At 39.5% G+C, this 11663-nt stretch carries 11 protein-coding genes; all 11 read right to left on the bottom strand.

Annotation, left to right across the window (positions count from 1 at the left end; all coding sequences use genetic code 11):
* On the bottom strand, positions 1–2662 hold a 2662-nt coding region (locus tag HMPREF1125_RS06060), incomplete at its 3' end, for a GbpC/Spa domain-containing protein (protein ID WP_196218622.1).
* Between the two features lie 318 nt (positions 2663–2980).
* Complete coding sequence (locus tag HMPREF1125_RS12740) at positions 2981–3154, bottom strand: hypothetical protein (protein ID WP_002883006.1); 174 nt, start codon at positions 3152–3154, stop codon at positions 2981–2983.
* A gap of 699 nt (positions 3155–3853) precedes the next feature.
* The gene (gene tsf, locus HMPREF1125_RS06055) at positions 3854–4894 is read right to left on the bottom strand and encodes a translation elongation factor Ts (protein ID WP_000808089.1); all 1041 of its coding nucleotides are present in this window, start codon (positions 4892–4894) and stop codon (positions 3854–3856) included.
* A 78-nt stretch (positions 4895–4972) separates the two neighbouring features.
* On the bottom strand, positions 4973–5752 hold the full coding sequence (rpsB, locus tag HMPREF1125_RS06050) for a 30S ribosomal protein S2 (protein ID WP_000268477.1): 780 nt from the start codon (positions 5750–5752) through the stop codon (positions 4973–4975).
* A gap of 224 nt (positions 5753–5976) precedes the next feature.
* Positions 5977–7206 (bottom strand): peptidoglycan hydrolase PcsB, encoded by a 1230-nt coding sequence (gene pcsB / locus HMPREF1125_RS06045; RefSeq protein WP_000727003.1) that lies wholly within the window; start codon positions 7204–7206, stop codon positions 5977–5979.
* A 93-nt stretch (positions 7207–7299) separates the two neighbouring features.
* Complete coding sequence (mreD, locus tag HMPREF1125_RS06040; protein WP_001237923.1) at positions 7300–7794, bottom strand: rod shape-determining protein MreD; 495 nt, start codon at positions 7792–7794, stop codon at positions 7300–7302.
* Positions 7795–7796: 2 nt separating this feature from the next.
* Positions 7797–8612, bottom strand: a complete 816-nt coding sequence (gene mreC, locus HMPREF1125_RS06035; protein WP_001078974.1) for a rod shape-determining protein MreC — start codon at positions 8610–8612, stop codon at positions 7797–7799.
* A 60-nt stretch (positions 8613–8672) separates the two neighbouring features.
* Positions 8673–9467: an energy-coupling factor transporter transmembrane component T family protein gene (locus tag HMPREF1125_RS06030; protein WP_000377878.1), complete on the bottom strand. Its 795-nt coding sequence runs from the start codon at positions 9465–9467 to the stop codon at positions 8673–8675.
* Entirely contained in the window at positions 9460–10299 is an 840-nt protein-coding gene (locus HMPREF1125_RS06025) for an energy-coupling factor transporter ATPase (RefSeq protein WP_000513196.1), read from the bottom strand. The genes HMPREF1125_RS06030 and HMPREF1125_RS06025 overlap by 8 nt, the downstream gene beginning before the upstream one ends.
* The gene (locus tag HMPREF1125_RS06020; protein WP_000835744.1) at positions 10284–11111 is read right to left on the bottom strand and encodes an energy-coupling factor ABC transporter ATP-binding protein; all 828 of its coding nucleotides are present in this window, start codon (positions 11109–11111) and stop codon (positions 10284–10286) included. The genes HMPREF1125_RS06025 and HMPREF1125_RS06020 overlap by 16 nt, the downstream gene beginning before the upstream one ends.
* The gene (pgsA, locus tag HMPREF1125_RS06015; protein ID WP_000712149.1) at positions 11108–11653 is read right to left on the bottom strand and encodes a CDP-diacylglycerol--glycerol-3-phosphate 3-phosphatidyltransferase; all 546 of its coding nucleotides are present in this window, start codon (positions 11651–11653) and stop codon (positions 11108–11110) included. The genes HMPREF1125_RS06020 and pgsA overlap by 4 nt, the downstream gene beginning before the upstream one ends.
* Positions 11654–11663: the final 10 nt, after the last annotated feature.

Raw genomic sequence — 11663 nt, 5'->3', positions numbered from 1 at the left:
TATCGTAAGCAGTTCCCACTTCAGAACGTGGTGTATCCGTCACTTTCGGTGCAATCGTCACACCATCTTTGTTCTTGTACTCAACTGTGACATCACCATATTTCTTAGCTGGTGTGTCTGGAACAAGATCATAGTAGTAAACGATATTGGTATTGCCTTCTACCACTTTACCAGTTTCCGCTCCTTGAGTTGCGGTTGGATCCAGCTTGTACTTCTTACCATCTACAGTAGTAATAGTATCCTTGCGTTGATCCGTAGTATCGTAAGCAGTTCCCACTTCAGAACGTGGTGTATCCGTCACTTTCGGTGCAATCGTCACACCATCTTTGTTCTTGTACTCAACTGTGACATCACCATATTTTTTTTCTACCGGCTTTTCAACTTTGTCATAAACATAGACAACGCGGGTTGTTCCTTCAACAACCTGACCACTTTCTTGACCTTGTGTAGCATTGGTATCAATACGATAAGTTGTGCCATCATCCGCCGTAATGGTAGTTGGTTTGTGATCAGTTGTGTCATAGTAAGTACCAACCCGTGAAGTTGGTGTATCTACGACACGCGGAGAAATGGTGTTACCTTGCTTATCTTGGTAATCAACGACAACATTACCATACTTCTCTACTGGTTTTTCAAGCTTATCATAAACATAGACAACGCGGGTTGTTCCTTCAACAACTCTACCACTTTCTTGACCTTGTGTAGCTGTAGGGTCAATACGGTAACTTGCTCCATCGGCTGTAGTGATTGTAGACGGTTTGTGATCAGTCGTGTCGTAAGCCGTTCCGACTGATGTGTCTGGTGTATCTACGACACGCGGAGAAATGGTGTTGCCTTGCTTATCTTGGTAATCAACAACAACATTACCTTTTACTTCGGTATAGTAGTTTGCTACGTTTGTTGTACCTAATTTCACTTCACCTGTTGTATTATTAGTTGATGACACATATTTATAGACTTTGCCATCCGCTGTTGTAATTCTGTCTTGGTGTGTTGTTGTGTACTCTTCACCAACAGGAGTTCCTGTAGGTTTAATTGTTTGAGTATTGGTTAGTTTAGTAGTTGTCCCTTGAATATAGTTATCAAGTACGACATTCCCTGCAAGATTATATTCAACTAGATTGTATTCAAGATCTGGTTTTACAAGTGTAAAGCGAGATGGTAATTTGCTAGTAATAGCTAGCCAATATCCACCTTCCCATTGAGATGCTCGTTGCATCACAAAAGAGAGGGTATCTCCGCTTTCTGCTACACCGGCAATCCCCATTTTATAGAAATTTGGATCATCATAATCATCTTTAATATTGCTAGTTGGAGTATTTGCCGCCAAACGTCCATCAGTTTGTTTGTCAACCAAAGATCCGGTAATTTTTACTGGTCGGAAATTATAATCGGTAATACTTTCCTCATGTTTGAGACCAGCTAACCTCCCTGAGGTTGGTTCCGTTTTCGTTAGACTCGTCATAGCTAAAATAGCTGGATTCGTCTTTGTAAATTGAATTGGATTGCCATCCTCACCATAAAAACGAATATTTACACGGAATCTAGATAACTCATTAATTTTATAAAAAGTATAAATACCTTTTGTTGGATCTTTCTCCGCAAAGCCAACAATACCAGTCCCACCACTTAAGTTTGTAACCTCATAAATTACCTTAGAAATTTTCTGTCCATTATAAGTCGAATTCTGAAGATTGGTATAAGTAGCAGTGATAGTCTGTCCGTTTTCAATCTTAGGGATGTAAAATCTACTTCCACCACCTGAGAGTCTTGTTGTAAGTGATGGCACTGGATTGGATCCAAATGTTCCACCACCCGCCACATATTCCTCGTAGGACTGTGATCTAGGCATATCCTTTTGCCCATACTCTGTAGCACCACTAATAGATATCTTCCCATTAGGCTCACTCTCAAACTTTAAACCTTGACTGACAACTTCACTCAAATGACCGTCATTACCTACGTTCTCCTGAGCTTTTTTCAAATCACGTTTGTAGGCATCTACCCCCGTCTTGATACGAGTCGCTTGTGTTTCCTCAAGAGTGTTGGCAAGATCCTTTTTAGCATCTGACTCTATTTGGTTATTTGCTGTTCCAATATTTTCTGTTGGCTTTTGTTTTACATCAATGTTATAACCTTTTGCTTCAGAAACAGCATCTTTCAACTTTTGATTTTCCACAGTAACTTTTGGTTCTGTGGCTTCGGCCGACGCAACTGGAGCGGCCTGTGCTGCTGCAGGTGCAGTGTAAGTTACAGGGGTTGTGTCACTAGCCGAAGAAGCAGCTGTAGCTGTAGCTGGAGTTGTATCACTAGCCGAAGAAGCCACTGTAGCTGGAGTTGTTTCAGATGCTGGAGCAGTATAAGTTGCTGGCGTTTCAGATGTTGGGGTAGCTGGGGCTATAGTCACAGTTGAAGCGCCCTGAGTTCCTTCTGCAACCCTACTATCTTTCGCTGCAGGCTGTGAAGCCGTTGGATCAGAAGATGATACTTCATCTGCCAACACTGTTTTGTTATTACTAAACATAGCAATGGCGCCAAGAGCAATGACTCCAATTGTGCCATATACTTTATTTTTACGAATAGAACCGTGACCTTTTGTCTCGCTATTGTGATTGAACATGCGCGTTCCTTCCTTCATTTTTATAATTAACGTATTATTCATTGTTCTCTCAAAGGATTGATTTATTTAACCCTAATAATGATAAAACGAACAGACCGATTATTGCAAAAAAGAGTCGTTGGCTCGATAATCTCTTTTTTGCAATAATACAAATTTTTCACCAATAAACTTAACCAGCCACTTGTGCTAGTAGAACGACTGATTTAGAACCATCAAATTTTAGACTGTAGCACAATCCTTATAGATTTCGATGACATCGAAATCTTGACACATAAAAACCGAAAGTCTTTCTCTCACCAGAAAGAACCGGCATTAGCTTCTATAGGTATGCTGGTTTTATCGACGCAACACCTGTTTGTACTAGGTCGCTGGCATTTTCTGAATGTTTGATAACGCAGAGATCGTCTCATTGTTCACTGTTTCCAAATTGCTTGAGTCCCCCACATTACGAGCCAATAGAGGACTATCTCCCACTGCAAACATCCAAACCCTTGTCATGGTTAGAAGAAAATCATTTTTCTCATCATAAAACATCCCCCCCTATTTTCAAGAATAGATATATACATTACTACAGTAACAGTATAAAATATCACTTACTTTAATAATAATAGTATTTTTATAATTTGTCAAATTAAACACGTACCCTATCTAAAGATTGTGTAAAAAATGTCATGAAAACACTTAAAAACATATACTTTTTAGCTCTCTAGTACATTAAAGTGGCGTGTTCTCTGATTCAACATATAAATAAACAAAAATAAAGTGATTTGACACAATTCATAAAGAACGTATAAACCACCTTTGTCCTTTTACTACAGTTTCTGCCTTCTATCATTTTTCCTAGTAAGGGTTCTTTTATATCTGATTTTCAACTTGTAGAATTAGGATATCTATGCCTTGGTTATATATCCTTCTGATTTTAATAATTGGGTAATTTACGCTCAAGTAAACAGAATTTATAATGTATTTTACAGTAAATAACAAACATACCTAAAAAGTTTATCGCAACCATATATAGGCTTCAGACAGTAGATTATTGAAGTTTAAAAGACTGTGAAAAGGCGTAGTAAAATTTTCAGAGAATACAATTCTCACTTCTTAAACATTTAAAACAGTAGTGATTATAACATAAAAAGAAAAACAAGCAATGTCAGCAAGAAGAAGTATCACATTTCTCTCATACATGGTCTCTTAGAGACTCCTCAAAGAATAAAATGATTAGACATAATTTGATTAGTTATTCAAAGCTGCTGCCATTGTAGCTGCAACTTCTGCTTCAAAGTCGTTTGCAGCTTTCTCGATACCTTCACCAACTTCAAAGCGAGCGAACTCAACTACTGAAGCATTTACTGATTCAAGGTAAGCTTCAACTGTCTTGCTGTCATCCATGATGTAGACTTGTGCAAGAAGTGTGTATGCTTGGTCAACTTTAGTGTTGTCAAGCATGAAGCGATCCATTTTACCTGGGATGATTTTGTCCCAGATTTTTTCGGGTTTGCCTTCTGCAACTAATTCAGCTTTGATATCTTCTTCAGCTTGAGCAATCACTTCATCAGTCAATTGAGCTTTTGATCCATATTTCAAGTGTGGAAGAGCTGGTTTACCAACCATTGCACGGCTATCATTATCTTGGTCAATCACGTGGTTCAATTGTGCCAACTCATCTTTAACGAACTGCTCATCCAATTCTTTGTAAGAAAGAACTGTTGGTTTCATCGCAGCGATATGCATTGAGATTTGTTTAGCAAGTGCCTCATCTCCACCTTCGATGACAGAGATAACACCGATACGTCCACCATTGTGTTGGTATGCTCCAAAGTGTTGTGCATCTGTTTTTTCAAGCAAAGCAAAACGACGGAATGAGATTTTTTCACCGATTGTAGCTGTTGCAGATACATAGGCTGCTTCAAGAGTTTCACCTGAAGGCATTGTCAAGGCAAGAGCTTCTTCGTTGTTAGCTGGTTTTCCTTCAGCAATTACTTTAGCTGTAGCATTTACCAACTCAACGAATTGAGCATTTTTTGCAACGAAGTCAGTTTCAGCATTTACTTCAACTACTGCTGCAACGTTACCGTTAACAAATACACCAGTCAAACCCTCAGCTGCAACACGGTCAGCTTTCTTAGCTGCCTTAGCCATACCTTTTTCGCGAAGCAATTCGATTGCTTTTTCGATATCACCTTCAACTTCAACCAATGCTTTCTTAGCGTCCATAACACCAGCACCAGATTTTTCACGCAACTCTTTAACAAGTTTAGCTGTAATTTCTGCCATTTTGATTCTCCTATATTTTTTAAAAATAGGAGAGCCGGGCTAAGCCCCGCCCTCCTAGGTAATGATTACTTATTTGAATTAAGCGTTGTCGCCTTCTACAACTTCAACGATTTCTTCGATTGAGTCAGCTTGAGCTTCTGAAGCTGCAAATTCAGCTTCAACTGCTGTCGCGTCTTCGCCTTGACGACCTTCGATGATAGCGTCAGCCAATTTAGCTGTAATCAATTTAACCGCGCGGATAGCGTCATCGTTAGCTGGGATGATTACATCGATATCATCTGGATCAGTGTTTGTGTCAACCATCGCTACAACTGGGATACCCAATTTTTTAGCTTCTTTAACAGCGATTTGTTCTTTATGTGGGTCAACTACGTACATTACATCTGGGATACGAGGCATATCTTCGATACCACCCAAGAATTTTTCAAGACGTGCACGTTGTTTGTTAAGAAGTGCAACTTCTTTCTTAGGAAGAACATCAAAGATTCCTTCTTCTTCCATACGTTTGATTTCTTTCAAACGAGCGATACGTTTTTGGATAGTTCCCCAGTTAGTAAGAGTTCCACCCAACCAACGGTGGTTGATGTAGTATTGACCTGAACGTTCTGCTTCCTCTTTAACAGCGTCAGCAGCTTGTTTTTTTGTACCAACAAACAATACAACTGCATCGTTAGCTGCCGCATCACGCATGAAGTCGTATGCTTGGTCAGCGTATTTTACAGTTTGTTGCAAGTCGATAACATGGATTCCGTTACGCTCAGTGAAGATGTACTTAGCCATCTTAGGGTTCCAGCGACGAGTTTGGTGACCAAAGTGTACACCAGCCTCAAGAAGTTGTTTCATTGAAATTACTGCCATGAGTATTTCTCCTTTTTGTTTTTTTCCTCTTCTCGATTTCAACTTGCAAAACGACCCGAGGGCAACAGTTTCACAATTCATCAAGAATGAGTATTATCGTTTACACGACAAGGTTCATTCTACCACATTTTAGCCATATTTTCAAGTGATTTTGATAGATTTCGGTCTTGCTTTCGATAAAAAATAATAAAAGAGACTCAAATCGAGCCTCTTTATTTCATTCATTAGTTTGGATAGATATAAGTAACATAACCTTCAGAAGTTGTAGTTGGATTGAACCATCCACGTTTGTTACCGATTGTACGATCTCCACCATAGTTTGATTCTGATACTTGAATGCTAGTTGTTGATGAAACTGCTGTAACAACCGCTACGTGTCCATATCCACCATCATTCCAACATGCAATCGCACCAACTTGTGGAGTTGATCCAGTACGGAATCCTGCAGCCGCTGCACTTGTAGCCCACTGCGCTCCGTTACCCCAGTAATCTCCAGCCCAAGGTGCTAATGTTTTAGCTCCCCAAGTACATTCACCAGTTGGATAACTTGAAGCATTTGTACTGTATGTTGGACGTTGTCTAGTAGGAGTCGGAGTAGGTGCTGGAGTAGGTGCTGGAGTGTAGCTTGAGTCCTCGTCGTCAGATGCTGATGCTGATGTAGATGTTGCTTGCACTTGAGCTGAGAAACTTGTGTTTCCAGAAGCAACAACTGATTGTTGTTGACTTGTTTGACGTGCTTTATAAGCTGCCTCTGCTTCAGCTGCTGCTTTCGCTTCTGCCTCTGCTGCTGCTTTTTGTTCCAACAAGGTAGCTTTCTCACCTTCTGCAGTAGCTTTCTCTGCAGCAAGGTTCAACTCAGCAACTTTTAACTCCGCCTGTTTTGTTGTCAATGTTTGTGCATCGTCAGCAAGCGTTTGTTGGTTCGCAATTACAGTATTGATTGCTTCATTATTTGCAACTTGTTTTTCCGAGATTGATTTTTTATCAGCTTTTTGTTGCTCTAACATTTTGTTGTTAGCTGATACAATCTCGCTCATAGCCGCAACACGGGAAATAGCTTCTGTAATTGATTTTGAATTTACAATTGTATTGATATAGCTAGTTGCAGCACCGTTTGTTTGTGCGCTACGTGCTTGTTTTTCCAAAGATTCATTACGAGCAACAATGTTCTTAGAAAGCTCTGTAATTTCTCCTTCAAGTTTTTTAGATTCCGCCTGTAGTGTTTCATTTTCAGCTTGCAAGTTTGTTTGCTGTGTTTGAATAGCTGTAACTTGCGTTTGGATTTCATCTACCTGTTTTTGAGCTTCTTTTTGTTGGGCTGTCAAGTCACTAATCTTACTATCTTGAGCAGCAATTTTTTCATCAGTTGTTTCAGCGTGAACAGTTGTTAACACCGACACTTGAGACACTAATACTGTACTTAATAAAAGTGACGCTAAGATTTTTTTCTTCATATTGTGTAGATACTCCTTCTATTTAAGACATTACTAGTATACCAAAAAAAGACATAATAAATATTACGCCTTTGTTACATTTTTATTTCTTTCTTATAGATAATATTTTTCAAAAATATACTGGAAAATCACCATCCACAAAAAGTTTAAAATCATTGATGGGACAAGACTGTAGACAATGAAAACTGGCATTGATTCTACTGTCAGTCCCATAGCAAGGGCCAGGAGATAACTACCCATATCAAATAGGAAGCTCATCACAACTATTGTTAACATTCTCGTCCAACGGTTCAACAAAGTCACACTATTAAACTTGTGAAGTGAGGCACCTATCAAGATAAATAAAAGTGTCGCAATTCCTATCAAGTGGAAAAAATAGATATCGTACACCAAACCTGCTATACAGCAATAAGCTAGATAGAAGTATTCTGATACCTCAATTGTCTCAAACAAGAGAAATAAAAACAGGAAATGACTGGCTAAGTGAAAATGTGGATAAAAGGATTCCACTAATTGACCAATATGTGCATCAATTAGCACAAGAAAAGGAAGTAAAAAGAAAATACCAACTTGTTTTAACAGTCTCATTGTTAATTCCCCACTAACTCTACCACATGAAGATCTTTAGTATCAGCACTTAACTTTACTGTTACCTCTCGTGTTAGATAATCACTGCTATGAGTTGTAGCAACAACCTCTCCAACAGGAATATCCTTAACATTAAAGTTTCCAAGCCCCCCTGTAGTCACCCTATCCCCAGCACTAATGTCGCTGTTACTGTTTAATTGACTAATTTTAAGAAGTTCGGTTTCTTTGTCATAACCAACGATAATTCCGTAAATTTCAGTAGAACCATGCAAGATTTTAACGGAAATTTTATCCGAATTTTCGGTATTTGTCAATAGGTTGACAGTCGTTGAATGATCCTCCACTTTTGAAACACTGCCAATCAAGCCCCCATTTGCAATGGCCAACATATTTTCAGAAGCACCCTTTGAACTTCCTGCATCTATCGTTAACTCTTGCTTCCAAAATACCGGTGAACGCGTAATTACATCTGCTGCTATGTTTTTTGTAGCCTGCAATTTTGACTTCATATCCAGCAACTGACGTAGTTGTTCATTTTCATTTTTTAAACTTTCTGATTGATTAGATTCTACCTCTAGTTGATAGAGCTGTTTTTTTAGACTTTCGTTTTCATTGTAAGTCCGCGTCAAATGTCCCAAATCTGATTTGAAAGTATCAAACCACTGAAAGGGGTTTTGGACAATTCTATCTACTAAGGAAATCCCATCTCCTAGTTTCGTCACAATAGCGCTTGAATAGGTTGTCACTAATAGTACAGAAACTGCCAGAACTGTGACAAAAACGATGATTAGATATTTTGATTTTTTAAAACGGTTCATATTCCTACCTTTATACTAAAAACCTGCTACTGTGAACTTCTTATCAATCCTACAAACCTGCTAAGATTTTAAGAAAAATAAGAAACATCCCAGTACCAAAATCACAAGAATTGCCAGTGTATCCTTTTGACTCCATCTCAACTGTCTATACTGACTTCTACCCTTTCCTCCCTGATAACCACGCGCTTCCATGGCTATTGCCAATGAATCTGCACGCTTTAAGCTCGTCGCAAAAAGAGGAATTAAAATTGGAATCATAGCCTTTACTTTTTGAACGATGCTTCCCTCGCCAAAATCAACTCCACGAGCTTTTTGAGCATTCATAATTCTCGTCGTGTCATCCATCAAAGTTGGAACAAAACGCAAACTCATTGATAACATCAGACCAATTTCATGAACGGGAACTTTCACGCGTTTCAGCGGTGCTAAAAGAGCTTCAACTGCAGCTGCTAAACTCAAGGGCATGGTCGTTAAGGTTAGCAAGGTTGAAAAGAAAATAATCAGCACAAAACGACAGAAAATGATTCCAGCTTGTTGCAAAGCATAATCCGTTATTCTTATAAAAGAAAACTCAAATAGGACATTTCCACTTGAAATGAAAAAGAGCTGAAATAAAGTCGTAAAAGCAATCAAGAAAAACATGGATTTTAATCCCTGAACAAAAAATGAGAGGGAAACGCCTGACAAAGCGATAAATATACCTGTCGCTACAAAAAGAATGAGATTAGCGAGAGGATTATTAGCCCAAAATACAATCAAAATCAACAGAATCATAGCGAGCAATTTACTACGGGGATCCAAGCGATGAATGATGGAATCTCCTGGTATATAACGCCCTAAAATCATACTATCCATTTAGCGACTCCTTAAACTCCTCTATCTTGATTGGCAGTTTCTTAAAAGCTACACCCCTATCTGCCAAACGTTTACAAAAGGCTGTGATTTTAGGCACACCTAACTGTACATTTTCCATAGAGGCTACATCTTGGAAGACATCACTTGGTTTGCCACTTTTGACCAAACGCCCCTTTTCCATAACATAGACCTGATCAGCATATGCAGCTACATCATCCATCAAATGCGTTACCAAGACGATTGTCATTCCAGAAAGGTGGAGTTCTTTAAACAAGGTCATCAATTCTTTTCTGCCTAGAGGATCTAGCCCTGCTGTTGGCTCATCCAAAACCAAGACAGTTGGCTCCATGGCCAGCATACCTGCTATAGCTACACGTCTCATTTGGCCACCCGAAAGTTCAAAAGGACTGCGCTCAAAGAGTGACTCATCGATCCCTACCAAGGCTAACTTTTCACGCGCAGTTCTCTTGGCTTCTTCCTCAGAAACTCCAAAATTTTGTGGTCCAAACGCAACATCTTTCAAAACAGTTTCTTCGAAAATCTGATTTTCAGCAAATTGAAAAACTAAACCGACTTGCTTTCGAATCTGTCGAATTTCTTTATTTGTTGATGTAGGGGTAATGACGGTATCGAAAACTCGAACAGAACCCTTGCTTGGAAGCAATAGGCCATTTAAAAGCTGTAAGATCGTTGATTTCCCACTACCTGTATGTCCTATCAAAGCAGTATAGGAGCCGTCCTCAATCGTCAAGGAAACATCAGCCAAGGCTGATGAAGATAGGGGAGTCCCCTCTTGATAGGTAAAGCTCACATTTTCTAGAGTAATTCCCATAACTTGTCCTCTAGCTCTCCTTCTGTCAAATAACCATCCGGCAACTGATAGCCTGTCTCTCTCAAAGATTCTCTCAATTGATTCGTAAAGGGATCATCTAAGCCTATCTGGTCAAGGTCATCCCGAGAAAAAAGTTCTCTTGGGCTACTGGTTGACTCCACTTGGCCTTTTTTCATGACCAAGACACGGTCACTCATCGCAACTTCTTCCAAGTCATGCGTAATAGAGACAACTGTCATCTGGTGGTCTTTTCGAATCTCTTGAACTGTCTGAATCAGTTCGCTGCGTCCCTCAGGATCCAACATACTTGTAGCCTCGTCCAAAATCAAAATAGCTGGCCTCAGGGCAACAACTCCTGCAATGGCCACCCGTTGTTTTTGGCCGCCAGATAAACGAGCTGGTTCTCTCTTCTTAAAGTCCAGCATACCTACCAACTCCAAAGATTCAGCCACTCTCTTCTTCATTTCTTCACGAGGAAGTCCCTGATTTTCTAGGCCAAAGGCAACATCATCTTCAACAGTTGCACCTACAAATTGATTATCTGGATTTTGAAAAACCATACCAATTTGACGGCGTAAGTCCCAAACATTCTCAGAGGACAGCAATTGCCCATCTATCCAGATTTCCCCAGACTCTGCTTCAAGCAATCCATCAATCAAACGGATAGTTGTCGATTTCCCACTCCCATTATGACCTACAATCGAAAGCCATTCTCCCCGTTTCACGTGAAACGAGACATTATTAACATCATAATGATCCTGATCTTCCTTGTAACGAAAAGACAGATTTTTTACTTCAATAATCGATTTCATTTCGAACCAAATGTCCCTTTGAATACATGAGCGCTACCCTTGAAATAATCATAGCCAGAGTAGATAGTGAAAAACAAAGCGATATAAAGCAACAGCTGACCAATTAAATTCCAATGTAAGAGCAAAAAGATAATGGCAAACATCTGACTAAAGGTCTTGATTTTTCCTGGCATCGCTGCTGCTAGAACTGTCCCTCCCGTCTCAACAAGCAACAAACGCAAGCCTGTCACCGCAAGTTCACGACAGATGATAATAGCAACAACCCAAGCTGGAGCCATACCCAACTCAATCAACATGATAAAAGCTGACATAACCAACAACTTATCCGCCATTGGATCTGCAAACTTTCCAAAGTTGCTAACCACATTCCATTTACGAGCAAGGTAGCCATCAAGATAATCCGTTATACTAGCAACTGCAAAGATGATCGCTGCCAGCAAATGACTGCCTTGTGAATGGCCCAAAGTCAAAATAAGAATAAAGAGAGGTATAAAGAGAATTCTACCAATAGTTAATACATTAGGAATTTGTTCTTTTTTCATTGATTTTTCC

This window comes from Streptococcus oralis SK304, assembly GCF_000287715.1.
Taxonomy (GTDB): domain Bacteria; phylum Bacillota; class Bacilli; order Lactobacillales; family Streptococcaceae; genus Streptococcus; species Streptococcus oralis_Y.
The sequence above is the reverse complement of the archived record's forward strand: the minus strand, read 5'-3'. Positions and strand labels throughout refer to the sequence as shown.

Coding starts and splice junctions, on each gene's coding strand:
- HMPREF1125_RS12740 (WP_002883006.1), bottom strand. CDS start 3,154: ATGTTTTATGATGAGAAAAATGATTTTCTTCTAACCATGACAAGGGTT.
- tsf (WP_000808089.1), bottom strand. CDS start 4,894: ATGGCAGAAATTACAGCTAAACTTGTTAAAGAGTTGCGTGAAAAATCT.
- rpsB (WP_000268477.1), bottom strand. CDS start 5,752: ATGGCAGTAATTTCAATGAAACAACTTCTTGAGGCTGGTGTACACTTT.
- pcsB (WP_000727003.1), bottom strand. CDS start 7,206: ATGAAGAAAAAAATCTTAGCGTCACTTTTATTAAGTACAGTATTAGTG.
- mreD (WP_001237923.1), bottom strand. CDS start 7,794: ATGAGACTGTTAAAACAAGTTGGTATTTTCTTTTTACTTCCTTTTCTT.
- mreC (WP_001078974.1), bottom strand. CDS start 8,612: ATGAACCGTTTTAAAAAATCAAAATATCTAATCATCGTTTTTGTCACA.
- HMPREF1125_RS06030 (WP_000377878.1), bottom strand. CDS start 9,467: ATGGATAGTATGATTTTAGGGCGTTATATACCAGGAGATTCCATCATT.
- HMPREF1125_RS06025 (WP_000513196.1), bottom strand. CDS start 10,299: ATGGGAATTACTCTAGAAAATGTGAGCTTTACCTATCAAGAGGGGACT.
- HMPREF1125_RS06020 (WP_000835744.1), bottom strand. CDS start 11,111: ATGAAATCGATTATTGAAGTAAAAAATCTGTCTTTTCGTTACAAGGAA.
- pgsA (WP_000712149.1), bottom strand. CDS start 11,653: ATGAAAAAAGAACAAATTCCTAATGTATTAACTATTGGTAGAATTCTC.